Here is a 24553-nt window from a genome sequence, read left to right on the forward strand (position 1 = left end):
CTTGGTAGTTCAAAGGTGCCCGATCGGCCACAACGTGGGTCGATCGAACGTGAAACCGCGAAGGTGGGCCGGGGCAGCGCCCCGGTCCCGGTCTGTGGAGGTGATCCAGCCGCAGATTCCCCTACGGCTACCTTGTTACGACTTAAGCCCCCTTGCGGAGCCCAGATTCGACCGACGTTGCGTCGGCCTCATCCGGACCCCACTCGGGTGCTTTGACGGGCGGTGTGTGCAAGGAGCAGGGACGTATTCACCGCGCCCTTCTGAGGCGCGATTACTACCGAATCCAGCTTCATGAGGGCGAGTTTCAGCCCTCAATCCGAACTACGACCGAGTTTCGGAGATTAGCGCCCCCTTTCGGGGTTGCATCCCACTGTCTCGGCCATTGTAGCCCGCGTGTCGCCCAGCACATTCGGGGCATACTGACCTACCGTTGCCCGTTCCTTCCTCCAGTTTGGCACTGGCAGTCCTCCTAATGTACCCAACCACCGCTAGGTGTTGCTGGCAATTAGGAGTGCGGGTCTCGCTCGTTGCCTGACTTAACAGGACGCCTCACGGTACGAGCTGACGGCGGCCATGCACCTCCTCTCAATGGCTCCAGTAAGGTCATCAACCTGACTTTCACTGCACATTGTCGATGCTGGTGAGATGTCCGGCGTTGAGTCCAATTAAACCGCAGGCTCCTCCGGTTGTAGTGCTCCCCCGCCAATTCCTTTAAGTTTCATCCTTGCGGACGTACTTCCCAGGCGGTCTGCTTCACGGCTTCCCTGCGGCACAGCACAGGCTCGTAGCCTGTGCCACACCTAGCAGACATCGTTTACAGCTCGGACTACCCGGGTATCTAATCCGGTTCGTGACCCGAGCTTTCGTCCCTCACCGTCGGATCCGTCTTCCAGAGGCGCTTTCGCCACCGGTGGTCCGTCCAGGATTACGGGATTTCACTCCTACCCCGGACGTACCCCTCTGGTCTTCCGGTCCCAAGCCATGCAGTTTCCACCGGACGCCCGCGCGTTAAGCGCGCGGATTTCCCGATGGACTTGCACGGCCAGCTACGGACGCTTTAGGCCCAATAATAGCGGTCATCACTCGTGCTGCCGGTATTACCGCGGCGGCTGGCACCGGTCTTGCCCAGCACTTATTCCGCGACCACCTTACGGTCGCAAAAAGCGAGGACTATATGCCCTCGCACTTGGAGTCCCCTTATCGCACTTTCGTGCAGTGTAAAGGTTTCGCGCCTGCTGCGCCCCGTAGGGCCCGGTATCTTGTCTCAGATACCGTCTCCGGGCTCTTGCTCTCACAACCCGTACCGATTATGGGCACGGTGGGCCGTTACCCCACCGTCTACCTAATCGGCCGCAGCCACATCCTATGGCGCCGGAGCGTTTCGGATTCACACCACTCTAGGTGATGAATCGTATTCCGAATTAGCCTCAGTTTCCCGAGGTTATTCGGATCCATAGGGTAGTTTGGCCACGTGTTACTGAGCTATCTGCTACGAGTCTAAACTCGTGCAACTAGCATGGCTAAATCGGACTCCAATAGCAATGACCTCCGGCAGGATCAACCGGAATGCTATCTGATCTCCCCAGCTGGGGAGGGTCTGTTTGGCGGTGAATGTTGGTACACACTCACACATGGGTCCACGTTCGCTGACGCCGGTCGTCTGACCGATCGAGCGTCACCGAACTACCAAGGCTAACATCAGATCCCATCTGTACGGCGGACCGCAGGGGTGGAATCCTCATTTCCTTCGGATGTATTCGTAGACCGTCCGGGGTACATAACCCCTTCGGGTTCGAACCATCCGAGATGACGGACCGAGTTGAACGGCCCGCCGACCACATCGTCTTTCGCGTTCGTATCCCAACGCCCTCGTACATATAAGGGCATCGGATCACTGCCACGCCGGAAACCACACCCGGCGGGGACTTCCGCGTGTAATTCGGGACGAGCCTGAAGTATATAAGGCCATCGTCCTCTGACGCCGACTGCTCGACGTCGATCACGGGAATCCGAATGCCCTCGAGAGCGAGCGGATCGTCCGCTCGACGAGGGACGGATACGTATACTCCTTCCGTGCCGGAATGCGGCCGGAAGACGCGGCGGCGAGCGCCACGTTGTTCGCATTACTGTCGAAGCCGGGTGAACATATAAGGCCGTCGTCTCGAGGAGACGATGGGCTACGTTGGACAGTCACGCGGACGGTCGGATTCGGATGTGAACGACGGACGGTCGATCCCGCTACGGGCCGAGTCGGCGGCTGTCATCGACGGCGGTATCGATCGTCGATGGGTCCATCACTCGCGAGTCGTCCGATTCGAGCCGACCAGCGTGCGAGCGATCCGTCTGCAGCCGATCCAGAGATCACGGAGAACGGGCAGTCCGTCGGAGAGCCACACGAGAAACGCGAGCCCGGCGAGACCGAACTGGATCCAGACGTACGTCGACACGTCACCGGTGAGCAACGTCTGTACGTACCGCCCGAACAGCAGCTCGAACGCCTCGAAGAACCCCCGCCGAGCGGAGTCCCCAGGAACGACTGCGATCGGCCAGAGGACGATCTCAACGTAGACGACCCCCTCACTGGCGTAGGAATACAGGATGTCTCCCGGGAGATGCAGGAAGTAGCCGATCGGGAACGCGAACGCGATCCGGGGGTGGCCGACACGGCGGGCGATCGTTCCCACGAGGATCGAGAGGGGGACGGCGAAGAACAGCGAGTGACCGATCGCATAGCCGGCCTCGAAGACACCGAACTCCCACGCGAGCGGTTTGTCGATCAGGTCCGGCAGGACCGATGCGAAGACGACGGCGAAGGCATCGGGTCCACCGGGGGAGGTTCGAAAGACGAGGTGACAGACCAGCGAATACGAGAGATAACCGATTATCGCGTGTTCCCACGGCCACATTGGCCGTACGGTAGCGTGGGCGGCGAATAGTTATACGGCCCCTGCACGTACGGAATCCCGGTGCGAGGAGAACCGGGCCGGCCGACGGCTCGCGACTCGAGCGGCAACCCCATGGGTCGAGAAAGATGAGATTACCGGGAGCGTCGTGGGGATAGGCTTAGTCGCGCGCCCGTGCGAGCGTGCGAATACCGACATAATTTAGCACCCGTGGTCGTACGGTGACACATGGATCGATCGGGATTCGTCAAACTCGCGGTCATTGCGCTGGGCCTCGTGGTCCTGAGCTTCTTCGTCCGGGGGATCAGTCGGATCGTCCTCAGCGTGGAGACGGCCGAACTGCTGCAGGCACCGATCGCGGTCGTCGGCTTCGTTCTCCTCGTCTACCTCTTCGTACGGGCGACCCTGGATTACGTCGGCCTCTGGGAGATCGAAAACCCCGACGCGTGAGACGACAACGGGTCCGTAGACCGACGGACGGCCGAAAATCGTCGTACGAGTCGTCGATGCGGTTCGCCGGAGGAGCGACGACCGGCGAGTGGCTGTCCGGAAGGAAACCGTTTTTCGCCCGCCCCACGAACCCAACGTCATGACAATCGACGTGCAGGCCATCGCCGACCTCGGGCCGGACGATCGCGTGGCCTTCTTCGAGCGCGACGCCGGTATCGAGGGAGTCAGAGAACCAGTCCGAGACATCGTCGACCGGGTCCGTACCGAGGGCGACGTCGCCGTCCGTGAGTTCACAAGCGAGTTCGACGGCGTCGAAGTCGGGAACCTCGAGATCACCGACGACTGCGAACGGGCCTACGACGAGATCGACGATGGGGTTCGATCGGCGATCGAGACGGCCGCCGCGAACGTCCGCGAGTTCCACGAGGCACAACTGCCCGAGGACTGGCGACGGGAGTTCGACACCGGGCGGGAGCTGGGGCGGCGATTCCGGCCGCTCGAGCGGGTCGGCGTCTACGTCCCCGGCGGGTCGGCGGCCTACCCTTCGAGCGCGATCATGGGGGTCGTACCAGCAGTCGTGGCCGGCGTCGATCACGTCTCGGTCGTGACGCCGCCGGCCGACGAGCTGAATCCGGTGACGTTGGCCGCGATCCACGCCGCGGGCGCGGACGCGGTCTACAGCGTCGGCGGCGCACAGGCGGTCGCGGGACTGGCCTACGGCACCGAGTCGATCACGAGCGTCCAGAAGATCGTCGGGCCGGGCAACAAGTGGGTGACGGCGGCCAAGGCCGAAGTTCGGGGCGACGTCGAGATCGACTTCCTCGCGGGGCCGAGCGAAGTAGTCGTGGTCGCCGACGAGACGGCCGACCCGGACCTCGTCGCCGCGGAACTGCTCGCGCAGGCCGAACACGACCCGAACGCCTCGGTCGTGGCAGTCACCGACGACGCAGCGACCGCCGAGGCCGTCGCCGCCGCCGTCGACGAGCGCGTGGGCGAGCGCGAGCGCGAAGACGTGATTCGGGCTGCACTCGAAAACGAGGCCAGCGGCGTGTTACACGCCCGATCGATGAGCGAGGCGATCCTCTTCACCGAGGAGTACGCGCCCGAACACCTCTCGATCATCGCCGACGACGAGTCGCTCCTCGAGCGCATCGACAGCGCGGGTAGCGTCTTCCTCGGGCCGAACACGCCCGTGGCTGCCGGCGACTACGCCAGCGGGACGAACCACGTGCTGCCGACGAACGGTGGGGCACGCGTCAGCGGCGGGCTCTCGGTCGAGACGTTCCTCCGGTCGACGACGGTCCAGCGCCTTTCCGGCGAGGGGCTGGCCGACCTCGGCGAGACGATCACCACGCTTGCCGACGCCGAGGGGCTCGAGGCCCACGCCGAGAGCGTTCGGACTCGACTCGAGGACGACGCAGGCGAATAGCGCCAACCGCCCCGAGTCACAGTGTGCGGAACGCTGAGCTGGTTTTACGTGGCTGGAGGTCCGAGTAGGAACCGAGATGGAACCGCATGTCGACCCGCTGGACGGGCGCGTCCTCGAGCGTAACTACGACTACGCACAGCGAAACGTGCGGCTCCTCTCGCTGTGGTACGACTGCGACGTGGCGCGGATGCTCGAGTTGCTCGCAGCACACGACATCGAACTCTCGCGCAACGACAGGCGACAGTTCGGCACGTGGTATCGCTCGCTCCGGCGGGCGAGCTGTTAGCGTGGCTCTTGGACCTCGTTGTACGCCTGATCGGGCGGCGGTATCGTAAACCGGTTCGGTAGCGACGATCGTAACTGTCCGCGCCGATATAACCAGAATCAGCTAGTTCGTTCGGCTCGACACGGCGTCACAGTTAACATCGTCGCGCCGAAAGGGATGGGTATGAGTACGGACAGTATGGATGGTGGGACCGCGGAGACGCAGCCGGAGATCGAAGTCACGGAAGCCGCCGCCGAGCAGGCCCTCTCGCTGCTCGAGGGCGAGGGGCTGGACGTGACCGAGGCCGGACTTCGGCTGTTCGTCCAGCAGGGCGGCTGTGCGGGTCTTTCCTACGGGATGCGGTTCGACGATGAACCCGACGAAGACGATACGATCTACGAACACCACGACCTGCGCGTGTTCGTCGACCCCGCGAGCCTCAAATACATCGAGGGCAGCGTCCTCGATTACGAGGACGGGCTGCAGGCCGAGGGGTTCCACGTCGACAACCCGAACGTCGTCAGCGAATGCGGCTGTGGCGAATCGTTCCGGACGTAAGCGACTGCGGTTCATCGCGTCCCAGGTTCCACCGGATTTTCCGACGACCGACGGCCGACAGCTGCCGGTCACGTCGGAGAACGCCTCGAGGACGGAGTGACGACACGAGGCGTCGAGCGTTCTCCCGGCTTACTCCTCGAGTTCGAAGGCGACGGTGACTTCGGCCTGGTACTCGCGGTCGTCGGCGCTGGCGACTTCGACGCCGAGTTCGTCGACCTCGATCCACTGGACGTTCTGCAGCGTTGCCTCCGCGCGGTCGATGGCGTCGTCCGCGGCGGCGTCGAAACTCTCGGGGCTGGTACCGATCAGCGTGATCTTTTTGAAGACCATGGCCTCGTGATCTACGGCGCGTACCGACGTAAAACACGGCGTCGGTTCGGACTGAGTGAAAGACGGGCGGCCGGATCGGCGGTTTCAGTCGGCCCGCGAGTCGAACCGCTCTCGAATCGCGCTGGTGACGTTCGAGAGGTACGCACCGCCCCACGTCGCGACGATGAGCGCACCGATGGAGTTGAAAACGAAATCGAGCATCGTGTCCTCGAGCCCGTACTGGGTGAGGACGGCTCTGGTACCGAGCGCCTCGGCAGCCAGCGCGATCGCGAACTCGAGGATCTCCCAGAGGACGCCGAACGCGATGACGAAAAGGAGGATAAACACCGCAATGAACCGCTGTGGGAGGTGGACTCCCTGGGCGTGTTCGTCGAACGCGCGAACGGTGGCATACCCCACGCCGGCGACCAACGAGGCCGACAGCGCGTGGGTCAGATGATCCCACCACCAGATCTGGCTGTAGAGCGTCGCGGTCGCGCCGGGAAGCCCTACGGTACCGAAAGCATGCAGGAAGACGGCGGTCGTGATCCACAGCGTGAGCCGCGGATCCATCGGAATCTCGTAGTCGCGCTCGAGCAGTGGCGGCAGTTGCGTGACGAGCAGGGCGACACCGGTGTTGATGACGATGCCGCCGTTACCACGTTCGATGCCGATGAACAGCATACCGATCAGCCCGATCTCCATGAGGTAGGTGAGCTGGCGTTGCCGCTTCCGAGAGGGAACGATGTCAGCGAGGCTAGTCATCGTCACCTCCACCGATCGGGACGTCGTCGACGAGTCGAGTCCGGTCGGCACGTCCGAGCCGTCTGAAGTAGAGTTCGAAGACGAGACCGGCTCCGAGGCCGCTGATGGCCGAATAGACGAACTCCCACATCACGTCGTCGTGGTCGGCTGTGAACGGAACGCCCAGGACACCGGCGGCGCTCCACCGAAGGAGAGCCCAGAGGGCAGCGGCGGCCATCGTCGCGACCACGACGAAGACGACGGCGAAGCTGGGCGTCATCCGCACGGTAGTAAACGCCTGCAGTTCGACGGTGAGGACGAGCGCGATGGCCGCGACCGAGAGGTAGGACGTGACGTGTCCCATTAGCCGGTCGGCACCGAACGCGACACCGAGGACCGGCAACGCCGCCAACAGGAGGACCTCCCAGGGGAGCATGATCAGGGGAGATCGAAAAGCGACGGGTGGGATAATCGCAAGCGCCACGAGGACCGCCGCGAACGTCATCCAGAGAACGCCGCCAGTTATCAGCGCACCGATACCGATGCTCGCGATCGCGGCGACCAGCATCCACGCGATCGCTGCGTTCGATCGCCCGTCCGCGAGCAACCCCTCAAGTGAAGCCTGCGACACAGTGGTCCGTAGCGTCTACTCTCACAAAAGCATATTTTGTCCCACACTGAAACGAAGGCTGCGGCCCAGCACTACGGTGCGATGGCAAACAGATAGACTGACGAGTAGGCCACGAGCGCAACGGTGACGGCCGCCAGCGCAGTCACCCCGGCCTCGAGTAGCGTCTCGAGTTCGGGCAGACCCCGAACGCTCGCGACCGTGGTGGAAGTCGGCGTCTCCCTGATGGCGCCACAGACGAGACCGACGCCGAGGATCGAGAAGACGAAGTGGTAAGACACCTCGAGCGTCGGCGGCGTCACCGCGAGCGCGGCGAGACCGTAGGCGACGCCGACGGCGGCCCGGCGGTTGACAGTGGCGACGACCGAGCGATCGGTGAGCCGACAGAGGACGGCGGCCGCGAGCCAGATCGTCGCGAGTTCGATGGCGAACGCACCGAGCAGGTGCAACGTCGGGTCGGGATGGAGGACGAGTCGCGACTCGAGGACGGCGGCGTCGAAGGGGAAAAACCAGTCGGGCGGTGAGCCGGTCGCGAGGTCGCCCCACGGATGCGACCAGAGTCCCCAGAGCGCGGCGAGACCGACCGTCGCCGGCGACACCCTCGAGCGACGGGCGATCGTCCGGGAAACGAGCCCGCCGCTGACAGCGAACAGTCCCGTAACGAGTGCGGCGATGGGGCCCCCCCAGACGAACGCGATAGCGACGAGTGCCGCGAGGACGGCGATCCCGACCGACCGAACGAGTCGCACGCGAGGGGAGTAGCCGCGGACGGCAAGCAGGCCGAAGGCCGGTGCGGCGACCGCGCCGACGACCAGCGAGTGGGTGACCGAACGGTGGACGCCGCGGCTGGCGTCCCAGAACGCCGTCGACGCGCCGAGCGCGCCGTCGCCGGCCTGCCACTCGAGCAGGCCCACGAGCGCGTACGCGACGTCGATGTCGGGGATCGTGGCGAACGCGCCGGCGATAGCCCCAACGAGGAGCGCTCGTTGGGGGGCCCAGCCTCGCCAGTCGGCGACGAGCGCCGCGACGGCGAACGCGAGGAGCGCGTGACCGACGAACATGATATGTCGCCTATGCGGTGAGTCGGCTTAAACGGCTCGCAGCCACGCTGGACGGTACCACGGGTTATGGTCGGTGGCGGAAATGTCGGGATACGGCCGCGTTCGCGAACGAAACCACGATACCGAGACCGGCGTCGATTCGGCCGCACGAGGACCTGTAATTCGCCGCTGCCGGTAGGTCTTTGCGAGTGGCCGGCGAGCACACGCCCATGGCTCAGACACCGTCGAACGAGGCGGATCGCGCGCCATCCGTCGGCGAACTCACACCCCCAGACCGGACCCTGATGGGGCCCGGGCCGAGCGACGTGAACCCGCGGGTCCTTCGGGCGATGAGTACGCCGCTGGTCGGCCACCTCGATCCCTCCTTCGTCGAGATCATGGACGAGGTCCAGGAGCTGTTGCGCTATACGTTCCGGACGGACAACCAGTGGACGATTCCGGTTTCGGGGACCGGCTCCGCGGCGATGGAGGCCGCAATCGGCAACGTCGTCGAACCCGGCGACACCATGCTCGTGCCGACCAACGGCTACTTCGGTGGCCGAATGGCCTCGATGGCCCAACGTGCGGGCGGCGAGGTCGTCGAGGTATCGGCACCGTGGGGCGAGCCGCTCGAGCCCGACGACGTCGCGGACGCGCTGGCCGAACACGACCCCGACGTCTTCGGGTTCGTCCACGCCGAGACGAGTACGGGCGTCCTCCAGCCCGACGTCCCGGAACTGACCGCCGCGGCCCACGACCACGACGCCCTAGTCATCGCCGACACCGTCACCTCCCTTGGCGGCGTCGAGTTGCGAGTCGACGAGTGGGGCATCGACGTCGCGTACTCGGGACCCCAGAAGTGTCTCTCCTGTCCGCCGGGCGCGAGCCCGCTGACCCTCTCGGACGAGGCCATGGAGAAGGTCCTCTCGCGCGACGAGGATCCTCGCTCGTGGTATCTCGATCTCTCCCTGCTCGAGGGCTACTGGGGCGAGGAGCGCGCGTATCACCACACCGCCCCGATCACGAACGTCTACGCGATCCGGGAGGCCCTGCGGCTGGTCGCCGAGGAGGGCATCGAGGAGCGCTGGGCCCGCCACGAGCGACTGGCCGGCGCGCTGAAGGCCGGCGTCGAGGCGATGGGGCTTGAGATGAACGCCCCCGACGAGTACTGGCTGCCGAGTCTCAACGCCGTCCGCGTCCCCGAGGGCATCGACGACGGCGCGGTCTGTGACGCCTTGCTCGAACAGTACGATCTCGAGATCGCCGGCGGGCTGGGCGATCTCGCCGGCGATATTTTCCGGATCGGCTGCATGGGCCACTCCGCACGGCCCGAGAACGTGATCTACGTCGTGACGGCGCTTGGCGACGTCCTCGAGTCGATGGGCGCAGACGTCGATCCGGGCGCAGGCGTCACTGCGACACGTAACGCGCTCGAAAAATAGGCCGCAGCCGCGGTCGTCGGCTGTTCTACGCTGTTACTCGCGGTCCTGGTGGCGCTCGTTCGACCTGATAGTCCTCTCCGTCGACGACGATGATGGCCCACTCGTAGTTCGGGTTCGTCCGCTCGAGTCGTGCCTCGAGGTCGTCGGCGTCGTCCGGTTCAGCGACGAAACAGTGGAACTGTCCCGACGCCGACGTCGGAAGTTCGTCCGCCTCGAGGACGGCGTTGACGTGAACGACCTTCCATGCTCGTTCGGCACGGAACTCGGGGCCGTTGCCTTCGACGGTGTAACCCAGCTCTGCGAAGATCGACCTGGCCTGCTCGACGAGACGCATGTTAACAGGACCCATTCAATACCACCTATGTCGGCATCCACCATAAATGTTAGTACGTGACAAGAACGAGGGGTTACTTCCGAACGAACGGGAACTATCCCGCTCTTTCGGTTCGTTCGTACCGAAAGCGGCCGGCCGTTCGCCGAGTAATCGTCTATTGGCCCCTGCAGCGATTTCGCGATCTCGAGGAGAACCCCGTCCGAATCCGGCCTCGAGGGATCACACGATCCTATTCGTGGGCAGCGTCCCACTCGGTCGGCTTGCGGAAGTTCCCACACTGATTGCACTTGATACGGCCCATCGCGTCCATCGCGTTGTCGAAGCTCTCGCAGTTCGTACAGAACCAGCCGTACCGGCGTTCGAAGTCGGACGACTCGTATGCGGCGAGAAACGGGCCCTTCGACCCCTTGTCGCCGTCCGTCTCGGACACGAAGACGGTGTTGCCGTCGTCGGTCGACCAGGATTGCATGGTCGGACATAGCCGCGCTCACCCTAAATGACTGTCTCTCCGCCCGACCGGCTCGCGGGGATCGAACGGGGACGACCCCCAGCCCCATGGGACTGGTTCGCAGTGTAGACTGTCCGTACTGAAAGGTTTACCCGCCCGGGTGTCCTTCGGTTGTCTAATGTCGTTGGTCGTCGTCCCCGTTCGGTATCCGCTGTCGAAACACTCGCGGCGAACGCTCGAGCGGGCGATCGAGGTCGCGCGCGACCGGGACGCGGCGCTGACGGTCCTGCACGTCGACCTCTACCAGAACGGGAAGAAAGTGAGCCGGATCGACCTGAAAAACACGGTCGAGAGTACGTTCGGGCGACTCGAGAACGCCCGGTACGTCGTCCGGACGGGGTTTCTCGTCGAGGAAAGCATCCTCGACGAGGTCGGTGCGGAAGAGGCCGACGTCGTCGTCGTCGGGACCAAACAGGCCAGCCGACTCCGGCGCCTCTTCCAGCGCTTTACCGACAACCCGGATATCGACAGCTATCTGCGGACACATCTCGACTGCGAGGTCATTACGGTCGAGAGCGCGCGGGCCTGATACGAACCGTTGTACGTCCGGGCTACTCCTCGCCAGCGTTCCGAACGACGAACACCGGGATCGAAGCGTTGTCGACGACCCGCTCGGAGACGCTGCCCAGCGATGTCACCTTCTCGCGGGGGCTCTTGCCCCGGGTTCCGATGACGATCAGATCGATCCCCTGCTCCTCGGCGTACTCGAGGATCGTCTTCGACGGGGTCCCCTGTCGTATCTCGCCGACGGTTTCGAGCCCCTCGTCGCTCGCCCGTTCCTCGACGGCGGCGACGGCCTCCTCACCCTCCGCCTCGAGCGAGCGCTCGAGGTCGGTACTGGTCTCGTCGTCGGCGGCCGCGGTGACGCGACTGTCGACGACGTAGAGACCGTGAACCGTCGCGTCGTTGTCGGCGGCGATCGGCAGTGCGTGTGCGAGCGTCTCGGGAATCGTGTCGCTCCCGTCGGTGGGAACGAGAATGTCGTCGTACATCGTCGAGTGACTGTCGACTTGGATCGGGGAGGGCATAAATCACCCCCACGATACCGGGAGCCCGGATCCGGACCGAGACCGACCCCCGAGGCGTCACCGATCGGCCGGGTCCGCGGGGCTGTCGCCGGCTTCGGCCGGGGCATCCGGGGCCCGTCGCTCGCTGTCGATGACGCCGACGCGTGCGACACCGCTGGTGTCGTCGAAGACGTGATGGCGATGCGGGTAGGCGAACTCGACGTCGAGATCCGCGAACCGCTCGCCAATGGCGTCCTGGACCGCCGATCGGACGACGAGTTGCTTGTAGGGGTGTTTCATCCAGAACAACAGTTTGAGGGAGACGCCATGCTCGCCGTATTCGTCGACGTAACAGGACGGCGCTGCGGCGTAGCGGGCGCTGCCGATCCGGATATCGGGGCCGCCGGAGATGACGTCGTCGACGTTCCGAGCGGCCCGCTCGGCGGCCCGGCGCGCCGCCTCGAGGTCGCTCTCGTAGGTGATATCGAAGCCGACGGAAACGCGGGTCCGCTCGTCCTCGGCGGAGTAGTTGACGACGTCGCGGGCGTGAATCTCGGAGTTGGGGATGACGATGAACGTGTTCTGCAGGGTGAAGATCTTCGTATAGCGGATCGTGATGTCCTCGACGAACCCGCGGTGGCCCGCGTCGGTCACTTCGATCATATCACCGATCTCGTAGGGCCGGTCGGCCAGCACGTAGAAGCCGTTGATCAAGCTGCCCGCGATCGGGGCGAGGACGATCGCGATCACGGCCGAGATAACGGTCACCGACAGGAGGATCTGGGTGTTGCCGACGCCGATGATGCCGGCGGCGATGCCGGCCGCCCAGAGGAAGACGGTGAGCCTGACACCGCGAAGTACCGTCCGAGTGACGCTGGGCCGCTCGATGCGTCGAGCGACCGTCCGCCCGGCGATCCGGACGGCGAGCTTCGAGAGATACCAGCCGACGACGAGAACGACGAGCGCGAGGCCGATCTCGATCGCTCGCGGCGGGACCATATCGGGGAGGAACGCCTGAAGCTCCTCGGCTGCCGTGGTGCTGTTCTCGGCCGCCGTACTCTCGTTCCCCTGGAGGACCGCGCGCATACCAACACGCTCAGGTGCGGTGTGGTTAAGCGTTCTGACCCTCTCTCCGTGCGACCGATTTACAAATAACCCGATTTCGAAAACGCGTGCTACTCGATGTATAATAAATCATTTAATCACTGGGAGCATAGGAGCCGGTATGGCACCAGACGAGCTTCGCTCGACCGTCGAGCGCGTCGGGGACCGGTTCAACCTCGGCGAGTACGAGATCGACGCCTATCTCACCGTGTTAGAGCAGGGCCAGCTGACGGCCAGCGAGATCGCCGACCGGACGGAGATCCCCCAGCCTCGAGTCTACGATACCGTGCGCAGTCTCAGCGACCGCGGACTCGTCGAACTGCGCGAGTCCCGCCCGATGAAAGTCGTCGCGCTCGATCCCGGTGAGGCCTTCGACGACGTCCAGACCTCCCTCGAGCGGATGGTCGACGAACTCGAGGCCCGATACACCGCGCCGGCCCGCGACACCGAGGCCGTCTCCCTGGTCAAGTCCCGATCGACGATCCTGCGCTACCTCGAGGAGGTCATCGACGCCGCGGAGTTCGAACTCGCGCTGTCGCTGACGCCGGACCTGCTGACCCGGTTCGAGGAGGACTTGCGCGCGGCCGTCGACGCCGGCGTCAGCGTCGACCTAATCGTGACACCGGCCAGCGAAGCGCCCGACCCCGCCGAGTTCGCCTACGGTGAGGTCGCCTCGACCGCCCGCGCGCGACGCGGGATCACGACACCGGTACTCGCCGTCGCCGACGGCAACTACTCCGTCTACGCGACCCAAGACGCACTGCGCGACGATCAGGACCGATACGGCGTCATCTTTAACCGCTCGGCGCTTGGCTTTTTGGTCTCGGGCTTTTTCGGAACCGTCCTCTGGACGACCGCCGAGGAGACGCTCGGCGAGGACGACACCGCGCGGTCGTACCCCCGCAAGTACGCCTCGATCCGCCGGTGTGTGAAAGATCTCATCGACGAGGGCGGTGAGTTCTACGCCACCATCGAGGGCCGAGACGTCGAGGTCGGCGGCCAGCGGGTCGTCCGCGGTCGGGTTCTCGATATCTCCTTCGAGATCAGCGAGGAAGTCGCGAGCCTCACGATCGAGACGGCCGACGGCGAGGAACTCTCGGTCGGCGGTCGCGTCGCCGCGCTCGAGGACATCGAGGCCCACGAGATCCACATCGGCCGGGACGAGCCGCCGACGCTTGACGACTAAGCGGTGTGGGAGCGGTTGTCGACTGGTCGGCGCCGGTCCGCTCGCGTTCGGTGTCGATCGCCCCAGTCCCGACGGCCACGGTCGAATACGCTCGGCCGGCACCTGCCGACCGTCGGCCCGCAATCGGCGACTAGACCCCGCCCTGCGAGTCGCCCGAAACGGGCTCGACCGGGGCTCGCAAGCCCGCGTCCGCGTAACGGAACCGTTATCGAGACAGTCAAATTTTATTATCATATTTACAGCTAACAATTAAGGTGGTGACCGTGGTCCGTCCCCTCGCATGGGACGAGATACCACCGGCGGGGACGACCGCTTCAGCGCCGGACGGCGGTCGTTCCTGACCGGGACGGCAGCCGCGACGGCGGGAGTCGTGGGGGTTGCCGGTTGCCTCAGTCGGGGTCCGGGCCCGAACACTGTCGTGATGACAGCCGATTCGGGCGTTGCGGGGATCATCCGGGACGAGGGCGACGGGCCGTCGGTCCAGCAAGCGCTCTGGGATGCGGGACTGGACGAGGACATCAACATCGAGATCCAGACCGTCGTCAGCAACTCCGCGTCACGGATGCAGACCGCCCAGTCGGCCCTCGAGGCGGGTCGAGCCCCGCCGGACATCCACATGATGGACAGCGGCTGGACGGTCCTGTTTATCCTCCGAAACCAGACGGTCAACCTGACCGAAGAGCTGTCCGACGACGTCCTCGAGCGGGTCAACAGCGACTATCTCGAGGCGATCCTCGAGACGGCGCGGGACCCCCAGACCGGTGATCTCCACGCGCTGCCGCTGTTCCCTGATCTGGGTTTTACCCTGTACCGGCAGGACCTGCTCGAGGACGCCGGCTACGATACGAGCGGCTGGGGGACCGACCCGCCCCGCTGGGAGGAGTTCGCGTCGGCGGTCCGTGACGCGCGAGACGGGGCCGGCCTCGACTACGGGTTCACGACGCAGGCGGCCGCGTACGAGGGGCTGTCGTGTTGTACGTTCAACGAAGTGATGACCTCCTGGGGCGGGGCCTACTTCGGCGGTACCGACAACCTGTTTACCGCCGGCGAGCGGCCGATTACGGTCGACGAGGAGCCGGTGATCGACGCGATCCGGATGATGCGGTCGTTCATCGAGGGCGAGGGAAGCGATGCCGACCAGTACGCACAGATCTGTCCGTCGGCGATCGTCCAGTGGACCGAACAGCAGTCGCTCAGCCCGTTCGCGGACGGCGACGCCGTCTCGAAACCGCAACTGGTCGTTCGCGATCGCACAGACCGGCGCGGAAGGGGCTTTCGGCGAGGACCTTGGCGTGATGACCCGGCCGTACGCGGTCTCCGAATCCGACGCCGAGTACGAGGGCACCGGCGGCACCACGGCCGCACTCGGCGGCTGGAACCTCGCCGTGAGCCCGTTCTCGGATCGGCAGGCGGAGGCGCTGCAGGTCCTCGAGGCGTTCGCCACCGAGGAGGTCATGCTGACGGTGTTCGAACTCGGGGGGTATCTCCCCCCGAACCTCGAGCTGGTCGGCGAAGCGGATCCGGCGGAGGTCGGCCCCGTTGCCCGCTATGCCGACGTGGTCCAGTCGGCCAGCGAGAACGCGGTCCCACGGCCGGCGACCGATCTCTGGCCGGAACAGTCGGCGCTGGTCTATCAGGAGGTCAACGCGGCCTACCGCGGCGCGAAAGATCCCGAGACGGCGATGAACGACCTTGCCGAGGAACTCGAACAGAGCGAGGCGGAGGTGACTACCGATGGCGACTGACACAGATACGGACGGGATCGGCGACACTGGACGGCGCCAAGACCGGGAGCGGACCGGCAACGCCGTCGTCAACTGGATGGAGGGACTGAGCGAGGCGGCGTACGCGTACCTGCTGTTACTGCCGGCGTTCGCGCTGTTGACGCTGGTCGCGTTCTACCCGATGCTCCGGACGTTCATCACGTCGCTGCGTGCCGATCAGACGCGAGGGCTGGACCCGCTTGGCGGGTTCGTCGGCATCGAGAACTACGTCGACATCCTCACGGGGAACGCACGGCTGGCCCGGCAGTTCCTCGACGTGGGACTGACCTCGTCGTTTCCCTTCGTCGAACTCGGCACCCCGTTCTTCCAACAGGCGTTGTTCGTCACGCTCGCGTTCGCGGTCATCAGCGTCGTCATGGAGACGGTGATCGGGTTCGGACAGGCCTACGTCCTCGATCAGGACTTCCGGGGACGACGGTGGGTCCGCGTGGCGATCATCCTCCCGTGGGCGGTGCCGATCGTCATCCAGGGAATGATCTTCTTTCTCCTCTTTCAGCCGACGGTCGGGTTCGGCTCCGACCTCATGCAGAGCCTGGGAATCTTCAGCGCGACGCCGCTTGCCAACAGCCGCGACGCCTTCATCATCATCCTCGTAGCCGACATCTGGAAGTCGTCGGCGTTCATGGCCTTGCTGATCCTCGCGGGGCTGCAGAGCGTCGACCGCAGCCTGTACGATGTCGCACGCGTGGCCGGCGCCTCGCCGTGGCAGCGGTTCAAACTCATCACGCTCCCGCTGGTGATGCCGGCCCTGCTCGTCGCGATGTTGTTCCGGACGATGGACGCGATGCGGGTGTTCGGACTGATCGAGTCGACGGCCGGCTGTACGACGGTGCCGTCGCTGACCTGCCTCGTCGTCGAGGCGATGTTCGGCGGCACGCGCATCTACGCGACCGCCGCCGCCGTGGCCTTCGGGACGGCGCTGGTCATCGGCCTGATCATCGGCATCTACCTGCTGCTGTTTCGCGACACCGAAGGAGGGATGTACTGATGTCCGATCCACGAGATACCACCGATCCAAGCGGCATCGACGAGTCGGGAGCCGATCCGCCACGTGATCCGACGCTTCGCCGCCCCGACGGCGGCACACCTGCGAGCGGGTCCGACGACGCCTCGATCCTCAAAGACGGCCGGGACGCGGAACTCGATCGGGGCCCGTTTCAGCAGTGGGTCGCCGACTCCATCGAGAACCCGGACCGGGTCTACCGGGCGATGTTCTACGTCGCCGCGGTCTTTTTCCTCTTTACGACGCTGTTTCCCTTCTACTGGCTGCTCATGGTCGCGCTGACGCCGGAGGGACAGCTCCAGAACATCGTCTTCACGCCGAACGGGTTCAACCCCGGCGCGTTCGTCGAAGTGTTCCAGTTCATCCCCTTCCACGTCTACATGTTCAACAGCTTCGTGATCGCGCTGGCCTCGACGGCCGTCGTCCTCGTCGTCGCCAGCCTCGCCGGCTACGCGTTCGGCCGCCTCGAGTTCCCCGGCCGAACGCCGCTGATGCTGTTAGTGCTGGTGATCTCCTTTTTCCCGCCGGCGGCCTTCTTCATCCCGCTGAACGACCTCTTTAACACCTCCTTTTTCTTCCTCGAGCCGATCACCGGCGACGGGACCCTCTACAACACGCCGTTCGCGCTGGTGACGCCGCTGTCGGCGATCTTCATGCCGCTGGCGATCTTCATCCTCACGACGTTCTACGGACAGATCCCCGACGGGCTGGAGGACGCGGCCCGGGTCGAGGGGACGACGCGACTCGGCGCGCTGTTCCGGGTCATCATCCCGCTCTCGGCCCCCGGCGTCGCAACCGCGGGCGTGTTGACCTTCATCGCCGTCTACAACGAGTTCTTCTTCTCGTTCCTGATGACCGACGGCCAGCCGGAGAACTGGGCACCGATCCTCGACGGGATCCTGGCCTATCAGGGCCAGTACCAGGTCCTGTACCACCTCATGGCCGCCGCGAGCATCCTCGGGGTGATCCCCGTCGCGATCCTCGTGGTGATCGCACAGGAAAAGATCGTGAGCGGACTGACCGCGGGCGCACTCAAAGAGTAACACAATGGCACGAGTACGACTCGAGAACATCACGAAACGGTACGGTGAGGAAACGGCGGTCGACGACATCAGCCTCGAGGTCGAGGACGGCGAGTTCGTCACTTTCGTCGGTCCCTCCGGCTGTGGGAAGTCGACCACAATGGAGACGGTCGCGGGGCTGACCCAGCCCACCGAGGGACGGGTCTACATCGGCGACGACGAGGTCACCGACCTCGCCCCGAAGGACCGCGGGGTCGCGATGGTCTTCCAGAACATCGCCCTGTTCCCGCATATGGACGTCTACGAGAACATCTCCTTCGGGCTGCGGCTCCGGAAGTACGACGACGAGGAGGTCCGCCGTCGCGTCGAGGAAGCGGCCGACATCGTCCAGCTCGAGGGGATGCTCGATCGGATGCCCTCGGAGATGTCCGGTGGCCAGCAACAGCGGGTCGGCATCGCCCGCGCGATCGTGCGCAACCCCGACGTGTTCCTGATGGACGAGCCGCTGGCCAACCTCGACGCGAAGCTACGGGTCCACATGCGGACCGAACTCCAGCGGCTCCATCGGGAGCTGGATGCGACAGTCATCTACGTCACCCACGACCAGGCGGAGGCGATGACGATGTCCAACCGGATCGCCGTGTTGAACGACGGCCGACTCCAGCAGATCGCCGCACCGCTTACCTGTTACAACGAACCCACGAACCTCTTCGTCGCCGGCTTCATCGGCTCGCCCTCGATGAACTTCGTCGAAGGGACGCTCGTCGAGGACGGCCTCGAGACGAACAACTTCACCGTCGGCCTCGATCCCGCACGGCTGTCGGGAGTCGGCGTCGGCGACGCCGTCACCCTCGGTGTCAGACCGGAGGACGTTCACCTGACTCGGTACGCCGACTCGCTGACCGACTCGACCGATCGGATCGGGGCCCGGACCGACGTCCTCGAGCCGATGGGCGACGAGGTCTTCGTCTACCTGTTGCTCTCCGAGGCCGCGGCCGGGTCGATGGAACAGGACCCCGCTACCTCGCCAAATCAGTTGCTGATGAGCGTTACCCCTGATACGGAGATCGAGGCGGGCGAGGACGTCGACGTCGTGTTGGACCGTTCGAAGATCCACCTCTTCGAGACGGCCTCCGGTGACGCCTTGCTCCACGGGTTGACGGACCGATCGGGACGGGAACCGGGGACGACACCGACGGAAGCCGACACCTGATCGGCCCCGCCGATCCGACTCCACCCACTCGTCGTTTGGCGACGGATCGAAGGTCTTCGAGCCCCCATATTCGATATAGCGACTATCGGTGTATCGGATCGAGACGAGACGCTCGCAGCGGCCCCCCAGACAATGACACCTGACCGAACTGACATCCAAACCGGCATCGTCGGCCTCGGAAACATCGGCCAGTACCACGCCGAGCGACTCGTCGACCTCGGCGTCCCGCTGGTCGGTGGCATGGACGTCGCTTCCGAGGCCCGGACACGGTTCGCCCGGCGATACGACGTCGACGTCTACGACGACCACCGGGCGTTATACGACGGCATCGACGCCGTCATCATCACGACCCCGAACAAGTACCACGAGGAGTACGCCGTCGACGCGTTCGAACGCGGGTTACACGTCCTCCTCGAGAAGCCACTGGCCCACTCGATCGACAGCGCCAAGCGGATCGCCGAGGCCGCGGCGGCCTCGGACGGGGTCGGCATGGTCGGGTTCAACAACCGGTTTGCGAACACGGTCCGGATCGTCAAAAACCGCATCGAACGGGGGGACCTCGGCGACGTCACACACATCGAGGCGAACTACGTCCGGCGACGCGGCATCCCCGGACGAGGGTCGTGGTTCACCCGCCGGCAGATCGCCGGCGGCGGTGCGTTGATCGATCTCGGCGTCCACGCGATCGATCTCGCACTGTACCTGCTCGATTACCCCGCAGTCGAGGAGGTGACCGGCGTCGACCGCGGGGAGTTCGGCTCCCGCGAGGAGTACGCCTACCTCGATATGTGGGCCGAGGACGCCGGACCGGGCGGGTTCGACGTCGACGACTCCGCCAGCGCGTTCATCCGCTGTGGGGACAACCGGACCATCTCGCTCGAGGTCGCGTGGGCGACCAACCGGCCGGCCACCCACGAGTTCGTCGCCCGGGGAACCGACGCGGCCGCCCGCTTCGACCTCCTCGAGGGTGATCTCAGCGTCCACTCGGCGAGCAAGGCCGGTCCCGATCACCTCGAGGACACGACAATCGAAGCCCGGCAGAACGACACCCACTCGGACGAACAGCGGGCCTTTTTCGATCGGATCGTCGAGAGCGACAGCGACGCGGTGGGGACGTGCGCCGACAGCGTGCAGGAGGCGCTGACGGTCCAGCGACTCGTCGACGGGATCTACCGCTCGAGCGAGGAGGGACGGACGGTCAGGATCGACGAGTAAAAAGGACCCACAGCCCAGCGGCGAGCGACCGGCCGCCATCGGCTGCCTGCCCCCGTTTTATTCCCTCGGCCGTGGTCGCTGACCTATGCAGATCGGCGTCCACACCCCACCACTGGCCGACGAACAACTCGAGAGTGCGCTACCCTATCTCGACGACCTCGGCGTCGACGCGATCGAACCCGGCGTCGGCGGCCACCCGGGGCAGGATCACCTCGTCCGGTCCGAGTACCTCGACGACGAGACCGCACAGGCCGAACTGGGGGACCTCCTCGAGGAGTGTGACATGGAGATCAGCGCGCTCGCGACCCACAACAACCCGCTCCACCCCGACGACGAGCGGGCCGAAGCGGCCGACACCGAACTCCGGGAGGCGATCCGGCTGGCCGCCCAGCTCGAGGTCGACGCCGTCACCTGTTTCTCTGGGCTGCCCGCGGGCGGGCCGAACGACGAGGTTCCCAACTGGATCACCGCGCCGTGGCCGCCCGAACACGCCGACGCGCTCGAGTACCAGTGGGAGCGAGCGGTCGACTACTGGGACGGGATCGCCGATCACGCGGCCGACCACGGGGTCGACGTCGCGATCGAGATGCATCCGAACATGTTGATCTACGAACCCCACGGGCTGGCACGGCTCCGCGAGGAGACCGGCGAGCGGATCGGTGCGAACTTCGATCCATCCCACCTCTACTGGCAGGGAATCACCATCACCGACGCGATCCGCTATCTGGGCGAGCGCGATGCGATCCACCACGTCCACGCCAAGGACACCAAGATCTACGAGGCGCAGGCCCGCGAGAAAGGGGTGCTGGACACGACCGCCTACGACGACGAACCGAACCGATCGTGGCTCTTCCGGTCGGTCGGCTACGGGCACGGCGAGGCCCACTGGAAGGACATCGTCTCGGCGCTGCGGCTGGTCGGCTACGACGGCACCCTGAGCATCGAACACGAGGACTCGCTGACGAGTTCGCGGGAGGGCCTCGAGAAGGCGATCGAACTGCTCGATCGAGCGATCTTCGAGACACAGCCGGGCGAGGCCTACTGGGCCGACTGAGGCGGCTTACTCCTCGATGGCCCGGCTGACCGACTCGTCGGCGGCCCGATCACGGACCTCGACGCCATCGGCGCGAACAGCGATCTCGTAGCCCTCGTACTCGAGGGAGACCACCGCGTTGCTTTCGGTTCCCGCGGCGGTTCGGAACAGTTCGTCGAGCGCCTCCGGGTTGACCGCGGTAAACAGCGGCTCGTAGGCCGGGGGCTCGATCTCGGTGACATCGACGCCTTCGTGTGCGGCGATCGCCTCGATGATCGCCTGAGAGGGCGGCACCTCTCCATTCGGCGTCGACGGTTCGTCCGGAGAGGACATACTAGCCGCTAAGAGAGTCCGCCGGATAAGGGTGGTGGCAAACGTGGACGTTGATGCCTATAAGTAAGATTTTCGTGTTGGCTCAGTTATTAGAAAGGTGCGGGTGCCGTTGATCGGTCGCCGACGGCGACGGGACGCGATCGGACGGCTGGGTCGACGGCTACGAGTCGTCGTCGCGTGCCCGTTCGAACATCGCGATCGCCTGCTCGCGGCGGGCCGCGTGGTCGACGATCGGGGCCGGGTAGTCGGGGGCGATTCGCTTTCGCTCCGCATCGGACAGTTCGTGCCAGCCGTGGATCTCCGCGGGGCTCGCGTCGGCGAGTTCGGGGACGTACTCGCGGATATACTCGGCGTCGGGGTCGTACTCCCGGCCCTGTTTCATCGGGTTGAACACCCGGAAGTACGGCTGGGCGTCGGTGCCGGTCGAGGCCGCCCACTGCCAGCCGCCGACGTCGTTTGCGGTGTCGTGGTCGGCCAACTTCCGACGGAACCAGTCGTAGCCGGCCCGCCAGTCGAGCAGGAGGTCCTTGGTCAGAAACGAGGCCACGAGCATCCGCACGCGGTTGTGCATCCATCCCTCGGCGTGGAGTTGGCGCATCCCCGCGTCGACGATCGGACACCCCGTTTCGCCGGCCTGCCAGGCCTCGAGCGCATCGGGATCGTCGCGCCACTCGATCTCGTGTTCGTAGCCGCTGAAGTCCTCGGTGACGGTCTCGGGATTGAACGCGAGGACGTGGGCGTAGAACTCCCGCCAGGCGAGCTGGCGCTGAAATTCGCGGACGCTCTCGCGGTCGTCACCGGCGGCCCGTTCGGCAGCCTTCTCGGTCGCCGCGTACAGTTCCCGCGGACCGATCGTCCCCCACTTCAGATGCGGCGAGAGCCGCGAGGTGCCGCTCTCGGCCGGGTAATCGCGTCGGTCCGCGTAGTCGTATATCGGCCCCGAACAGAAGTCGGCGACCCGCTCTCGAGCCGCCGCCGTCGTCACCGTCGGCGGTGTCGCCTCGGGGTCGTCGAACCCGAGGTCCGCGAGCGTCGGGATGGGCTCGCCCGAGACGGCCGCGAGGTCGGCCGCCGCGGGTTCGGGAGCCGGCTCGCGTTTGTCCCGGTCGCGCCACTTCTTCCAGAAGTAGGAAAATACCGAGTAGTGATCGCCCTGATTGGGCGTGATCGAGCCCGGTTCGTGGTGGATCGCGTCGTGGACCGATTCCGCAGCGATGCCCTCGTCCTCGAGGGCCGCCCGGACCGCCCGGTCGCGCTCGCGTGCGAGCCCGCTGTAGTCCTCGTTCCAGACGACCGTCGTCGCGTCGTGTTCGGTCGCGACCTCGGGAACGGCCGCGCTCGCCTCCCCGCGGACGACCAGCAGGTCGCTCCCGCGCTCTCGGTACTGTGACCGCAGGTCCTCGAGGGCCTCGAGCAACGTCGCGACCCGGACGGGCGAGGCGTAGTCGAGGACCGTCGGATCGAGAACGAACAGCGGAACGACCGGCTCGTCGGCGGCCGCGGCGCGTGCCAGTCCGCGGTTGTCGTCGGGCCGGAGATCCCGGCGGTGCCAGAAGACGTTCACGGTCGCAGTCGGGACTCGAGGACCGAAAGCGTGGGGATGGCGGCGAGGCGGGCGTCTCTCGTCCTCGAGGGTGCGCGCCTATCATTGGCTATGATAGTCATGAACAAGAGACTATAATCGATCGCTAAAAGTAGTCGTTACCAGATTATAGTGTTCCAATGAACGTCTTTTCATCGAGTATATGTGAGCCATAACAATATCTCGGTGTGTCGATGCTCGAGCCGTGGAACCCGTTCCGTCTCGGCCGCGGCGGCCGGTCCCGACTGACCGGTCGCGGTCGCGCCGGGGAACGGCCACGACAGACAGCTATGAAACTCGCACTCATCGGCTTCGGTCAGGCAGGCGGGAAGGTCGTCGACGAGTTCCTGGCGTTCGACGAGCGGATCGGCGGCGGCTTCGTCGAGTCCGCGATCGCGGTCAATTCCGCGACGACGGACCTGAAAGGGCTCGAGCGCGTCCCGGAACGGAACCGCGTCCTCGTCGGACAGGCCCGGGTGAAAGGCCACGGCGTCGGCGCGGACAACGAACTCGGTGCCGAAATCGCCGAGGCGGACATCGACGAGATACAGGGCGCGATCGATCGGATTCCGGTCCACGAAATCGACGCCTTCCTCGTCGTCGCCGGCATGGGCGGCGGCACCGGGAGCGGCGGCGCACCGGTCCTCGCGAAACACCTCCGGCGGATCTACACCCAGCCCGTCTACGGGCTCGGGATCCTCCCCGGGACCGACGAGGGCGGGATCTACACGCTCAACGCGGCCCGGTCGTTCCGCACGTTCGTCGACGAGGTCGACAACCTGCTGGTCTTCGACAACGACGCATGGCGCAGCGCCGGCGAGTCGGTCGCGGGCGGCTACGACCGGATCAACCGCGAGATCGTCGAGCGGTTCGGGCTCCTCTTCGCCGCCGGCGAGATCGACCAGGGCGATCACGTCGCCGAAAGCGTCGTCGACTCCTCGGAGATCATCAACACGCTCTCGGGCGGGGGCGTCTCCACGATCGGCTACGCCAGCGAGACGGTCGAGACCGACGACGGACTGCTCTCGTCGCTGACCGGCGACGATGGATTCGACGAGGGCGCGGCGACCAACCGGCTGACGAGCCTCGTCCGCAAGGCCACGCTCGGCCGGCTGACCATGCCCTGTGACGTCGCCAGCGCCGACCGCGGACTGGTCGTCGCCACCGGCCCGCCGAGCCGGCTCAACCGCAAGGGCGTCGAGCGCGGCCGCCAGTGGCTCGAGGACGAGACGGGAAGCATGGAGATCCGCGGTGGCGATTACCCCCTGCCCGACCGGAACGAGGTCGGGACGATCGTCCTGCTGTCGGGAGTCACCGACGTGCCGCGGATCGACCAACTGCAGCAGGTCGCCATCGAGGCACAGGAGACGACCGAGGACGTCCGGGCGCAGGCCGACGAGGCGTTTACGTCCCTGATGGACACCGGCGGCGAACTCGACGCACTATTTTAGTTGCCCGAGG

The 24553-nt window shown here is 65.4% G+C and carries 24 protein-coding genes, 1 rRNA gene and 1 pseudogene; 14 read left to right on the forward strand and 12 right to left on the reverse strand.

The genetic code is table 11. The features are described 5' to 3' along the window. Nucleotides 1–95: 95 nt before the first annotated feature. Nucleotides 96–1568, reverse strand: a 16S ribosomal RNA gene (locus NATPE_RS10590). A gap of 726 nt (nt 1569–2294) precedes the next feature. After that, nucleotides 2295–2906: a metal-dependent hydrolase gene (locus tag NATPE_RS10595; protein ID WP_006180932.1), complete on the reverse strand. Its 612-nt coding sequence runs from the start codon at nt 2904–2906 to the stop codon at nt 2295–2297. 225 nt (nt 2907–3131) lie between these two features. Here NATPE_RS10595 and NATPE_RS10600 point away from each other — a divergent pair, with 225 nt between their 5' ends. The 4 genes from NATPE_RS10600 to NATPE_RS10615 all read left to right on the forward strand — a co-directional run bounded on the left by NATPE_RS10600 (nt 3132) and on the right by NATPE_RS10615 (nt 5605). Continuing rightward, nucleotides 3132–3353 carry a hypothetical protein gene (locus NATPE_RS10600; protein ID WP_006180931.1) on the forward strand — a complete coding sequence of 74 codons (222 nt, stop codon included), beginning with the start codon at nt 3132–3134 and terminating at the stop codon, nt 3351–3353. A 139-nt stretch (nt 3354–3492) separates the two neighbouring features. After that, the gene (gene hisD / locus NATPE_RS10605; RefSeq protein WP_006180930.1) at nt 3493–4782 is read left to right on the forward strand and encodes a histidinol dehydrogenase; all 1290 of its coding nucleotides are present in this window, start codon (nt 3493–3495) and stop codon (nt 4780–4782) included. 76 nt (nt 4783–4858) lie between these two features. Then, nucleotides 4859–5068, forward strand: a complete 210-nt coding sequence (locus tag NATPE_RS10610; RefSeq protein ID WP_006180929.1) for a hypothetical protein — start codon at nt 4859–4861, stop codon at nt 5066–5068. Between the two features lie 162 nt (nt 5069–5230). Next, entirely contained in the window at nt 5231–5605 is a 375-nt protein-coding gene (locus NATPE_RS10615) for a HesB/IscA family protein (RefSeq protein WP_006648667.1), read from the forward strand. A gap of 129 nt (nt 5606–5734) precedes the next feature. Here NATPE_RS10615 and NATPE_RS10620 read toward each other — a convergent pair whose 3' ends face one another. From NATPE_RS10620 to NATPE_RS10635, 4 genes are all read right to left on the reverse strand, one after another. After that, nucleotides 5735–5935: a dodecin gene (locus NATPE_RS10620; RefSeq protein WP_006180927.1), complete on the reverse strand. Its 201-nt coding sequence runs from the start codon at nt 5933–5935 to the stop codon at nt 5735–5737. Between the two features lie 84 nt (nt 5936–6019). Then, on the reverse strand, nt 6020–6679 hold the full coding sequence (locus NATPE_RS10625; RefSeq protein ID WP_006180926.1) for a hypothetical protein: 660 nt from the start codon (nt 6677–6679) through the stop codon (nt 6020–6022). Continuing rightward, nucleotides 6672–7289 (reverse strand): hypothetical protein, encoded by a 618-nt coding sequence (locus tag NATPE_RS10630; protein WP_015299037.1) that lies wholly within the window; start codon nt 7287–7289, stop codon nt 6672–6674. Before NATPE_RS10630 ends, NATPE_RS10625 begins: the two co-directional genes overlap by 8 nt. Before the next feature lie 71 nt (nt 7290–7360). Continuing rightward, nucleotides 7361–8347, reverse strand: coding sequence for a metal-dependent hydrolase (locus tag NATPE_RS10635; protein WP_006180924.1), 987 nt, complete (start codon nt 8345–8347; stop codon nt 7361–7363). 209 nt (nt 8348–8556) lie between these two features. On the opposite strand from NATPE_RS10635, the gene NATPE_RS10640 reads away from it, so the two are divergent. Continuing rightward, nucleotides 8557–9768 (forward strand): pyridoxal-phosphate-dependent aminotransferase family protein, encoded by a 1212-nt coding sequence (locus NATPE_RS10640; RefSeq protein ID WP_006180923.1) that lies wholly within the window; start codon nt 8557–8559, stop codon nt 9766–9768. Between the two features lie 25 nt (nt 9769–9793). Here NATPE_RS10640 and NATPE_RS10645 read toward each other — a convergent pair whose 3' ends face one another. Further along, on the reverse strand, nt 9794–10102 hold the full coding sequence (locus NATPE_RS10645; protein WP_006180922.1) for a DUF7116 family protein: 309 nt from the start codon (nt 10100–10102) through the stop codon (nt 9794–9796). Between the two features lie 229 nt (nt 10103–10331). After that, nucleotides 10332–10571, reverse strand: coding sequence for a DUF5816 domain-containing protein (locus NATPE_RS10650; RefSeq protein WP_006180921.1), 240 nt, complete (start codon nt 10569–10571; stop codon nt 10332–10334). Between the two features lie 157 nt (nt 10572–10728). On the opposite strand from NATPE_RS10650, the gene NATPE_RS10655 reads away from it, so the two are divergent. Beyond that, a complete protein-coding gene (locus NATPE_RS10655) occupies nt 10729–11139 on the forward strand; it encodes a universal stress protein (RefSeq protein ID WP_006180920.1) in 411 nt (136 codons plus the stop codon). Between the two features lie 22 nt (nt 11140–11161). Here NATPE_RS10655 and NATPE_RS10660 read toward each other — a convergent pair whose 3' ends face one another. Then, nucleotides 11162–11602: a universal stress protein gene (locus NATPE_RS10660; RefSeq protein WP_049804875.1), complete on the reverse strand. Its 441-nt coding sequence runs from the start codon at nt 11600–11602 to the stop codon at nt 11162–11164. Between the two features lie 93 nt (nt 11603–11695). Next, a complete protein-coding gene (locus NATPE_RS10665) occupies nt 11696–12703 on the reverse strand; it encodes a mechanosensitive ion channel family protein (protein WP_006180918.1) in 1008 nt (335 codons plus the stop codon). Nucleotides 12704–12842: 139 nt separating this feature from the next. On the opposite strand from NATPE_RS10665, the gene trmB reads away from it, so the two are divergent. The 7 genes and pseudogenes from trmB to NATPE_RS10700 all read left to right on the forward strand — a co-directional run bounded on the left by trmB (nt 12843) and on the right by NATPE_RS10700 (nt 21198). Then, nucleotides 12843–13907 carry an HTH-type sugar sensing transcriptional regulator TrmB gene (gene trmB, locus NATPE_RS10670; protein WP_006180917.1) on the forward strand — a complete coding sequence of 355 codons (1065 nt, stop codon included), beginning with the start codon at nt 12843–12845 and terminating at the stop codon, nt 13905–13907. Between the two features lie 280 nt (nt 13908–14187). Continuing rightward, nucleotides 14188–15652, forward strand: a pseudogene (locus tag NATPE_RS10675) (extracellular solute-binding protein). Then, entirely contained in the window at nt 15642–16679 is a 1038-nt protein-coding gene (locus tag NATPE_RS10680) for a carbohydrate ABC transporter permease (protein ID WP_006180915.1), read from the forward strand. The pseudogene NATPE_RS10675 and the gene NATPE_RS10680 overlap by 11 nt, the downstream one beginning before the upstream one ends. Further along, nucleotides 16679–17737, forward strand: a complete 1059-nt coding sequence (locus tag NATPE_RS10685) for a carbohydrate ABC transporter permease (protein ID WP_006180914.1) — start codon at nt 16679–16681, stop codon at nt 17735–17737. The genes NATPE_RS10680 and NATPE_RS10685 overlap by 1 nt, the downstream gene beginning before the upstream one ends. A 4-nt stretch (nt 17738–17741) precedes the next feature. After that, entirely contained in the window at nt 17742–18929 is a 1188-nt protein-coding gene (locus tag NATPE_RS10690) for an ABC transporter ATP-binding protein (protein ID WP_006180913.1), read from the forward strand. Between the two features lie 132 nt (nt 18930–19061). Continuing rightward, complete coding sequence (locus NATPE_RS10695) at nt 19062–20144, forward strand: Gfo/Idh/MocA family protein (RefSeq protein ID WP_006180912.1); 1083 nt, start codon at nt 19062–19064, stop codon at nt 20142–20144. Nucleotides 20145–20229: 85 nt separating this feature from the next. Further along, nucleotides 20230–21198: a sugar phosphate isomerase/epimerase family protein gene (locus tag NATPE_RS10700; protein ID WP_015299039.1), complete on the forward strand. Its 969-nt coding sequence runs from the start codon at nt 20230–20232 to the stop codon at nt 21196–21198. Nucleotides 21199–21204: 6 nt separating this feature from the next. Here NATPE_RS10700 and NATPE_RS10705 read toward each other — a convergent pair whose 3' ends face one another. Both NATPE_RS10705 and NATPE_RS10710 read right to left on the reverse strand, forming a co-directional pair. Then, nucleotides 21205–21510: a HalOD1 output domain-containing protein gene (locus NATPE_RS10705; protein ID WP_015299040.1), complete on the reverse strand. Its 306-nt coding sequence runs from the start codon at nt 21508–21510 to the stop codon at nt 21205–21207. 160 nt (nt 21511–21670) lie between these two features. Beyond that, nucleotides 21671–23074 carry a cryptochrome/photolyase family protein gene (locus tag NATPE_RS10710; RefSeq protein WP_006180909.1) on the reverse strand — a complete coding sequence of 468 codons (1404 nt, stop codon included), beginning with the start codon at nt 23072–23074 and terminating at the stop codon, nt 21671–21673. Between the two features lie 308 nt (nt 23075–23382). On the opposite strand from NATPE_RS10710, the gene NATPE_RS10715 reads away from it, so the two are divergent. Then, nucleotides 23383–24543: a tubulin/FtsZ family protein gene (locus NATPE_RS10715; protein ID WP_015299041.1), complete on the forward strand. Its 1161-nt coding sequence runs from the start codon at nt 23383–23385 to the stop codon at nt 24541–24543. Nucleotides 24544–24553: the final 10 nt, after the last annotated feature.

This window comes from Natrinema pellirubrum DSM 15624 (assembly GCF_000230735.2).
Taxonomy (GTDB): Archaea; Halobacteriota; Halobacteria; order Halobacteriales; family Natrialbaceae; genus Natrinema; species Natrinema pellirubrum.

Bases quoted from the DNA above. Each gene is read 5' to 3' on its own strand.
- NATPE_RS10595 (WP_006180932.1), bottom strand. From the start codon at position 2,906: ATGTGGCCGTGGGAACACGCGATAATCGGTTATCTCTCGTATTCGCTG.
- NATPE_RS10600 (WP_006180931.1), top strand. From the start codon at position 3,132: ATGGATCGATCGGGATTCGTCAAACTCGCGGTCATTGCGCTGGGCCTC.
- hisD (WP_006180930.1), top strand. From the start codon at position 3,493: ATGACAATCGACGTGCAGGCCATCGCCGACCTCGGGCCGGACGATCGC.
- NATPE_RS10610 (WP_006180929.1), top strand. From the start codon at position 4,859: ATGGAACCGCATGTCGACCCGCTGGACGGGCGCGTCCTCGAGCGTAAC.
- NATPE_RS10615 (WP_006648667.1), top strand. From the start codon at position 5,231: ATGAGTACGGACAGTATGGATGGTGGGACCGCGGAGACGCAGCCGGAG.
- NATPE_RS10620 (WP_006180927.1), bottom strand. From the start codon at position 5,935: ATGGTCTTCAAAAAGATCACGCTGATCGGTACCAGCCCCGAGAGTTTC.
- NATPE_RS10625 (WP_006180926.1), bottom strand. From the start codon at position 6,679: ATGACTAGCCTCGCTGACATCGTTCCCTCTCGGAAGCGGCAACGCCAG.
- NATPE_RS10635 (WP_006180924.1), bottom strand. From the start codon at position 8,347: ATGTTCGTCGGTCACGCGCTCCTCGCGTTCGCCGTCGCGGCGCTCGTC.
- NATPE_RS10640 (WP_006180923.1), top strand. From the start codon at position 8,557: ATGGCTCAGACACCGTCGAACGAGGCGGATCGCGCGCCATCCGTCGGC.
- NATPE_RS10645 (WP_006180922.1), bottom strand. From the start codon at position 10,102: ATGCGTCTCGTCGAGCAGGCCAGGTCGATCTTCGCAGAGCTGGGTTAC.
- NATPE_RS10650 (WP_006180921.1), bottom strand. From the start codon at position 10,571: ATGCAATCCTGGTCGACCGACGACGGCAACACCGTCTTCGTGTCCGAG.
- NATPE_RS10655 (WP_006180920.1), top strand. From the start codon at position 10,729: ATGTCGTTGGTCGTCGTCCCCGTTCGGTATCCGCTGTCGAAACACTCG.
- NATPE_RS10660 (WP_049804875.1), bottom strand. From the start codon at position 11,602: ATGTACGACGACATTCTCGTTCCCACCGACGGGAGCGACACGATTCCC.
- NATPE_RS10665 (WP_006180918.1), bottom strand. From the start codon at position 12,703: ATGCGCGCGGTCCTCCAGGGGAACGAGAGTACGGCGGCCGAGAACAGC.
- trmB (WP_006180917.1), top strand. From the start codon at position 12,843: ATGGCACCAGACGAGCTTCGCTCGACCGTCGAGCGCGTCGGGGACCGG.
- NATPE_RS10680 (WP_006180915.1), top strand. From the start codon at position 15,642: ATGGCGACTGACACAGATACGGACGGGATCGGCGACACTGGACGGCGC.
- NATPE_RS10685 (WP_006180914.1), top strand. From the start codon at position 16,679: ATGTCCGATCCACGAGATACCACCGATCCAAGCGGCATCGACGAGTCG.
- NATPE_RS10690 (WP_006180913.1), top strand. From the start codon at position 17,742: ATGGCACGAGTACGACTCGAGAACATCACGAAACGGTACGGTGAGGAA.
- NATPE_RS10695 (WP_006180912.1), top strand. From the start codon at position 19,062: ATGACACCTGACCGAACTGACATCCAAACCGGCATCGTCGGCCTCGGA.
- NATPE_RS10700 (WP_015299039.1), top strand. From the start codon at position 20,230: ATGCAGATCGGCGTCCACACCCCACCACTGGCCGACGAACAACTCGAG.
- NATPE_RS10705 (WP_015299040.1), bottom strand. From the start codon at position 21,510: ATGTCCTCTCCGGACGAACCGTCGACGCCGAATGGAGAGGTGCCGCCC.
- NATPE_RS10715 (WP_015299041.1), top strand. From the start codon at position 23,383: ATGAAACTCGCACTCATCGGCTTCGGTCAGGCAGGCGGGAAGGTCGTC.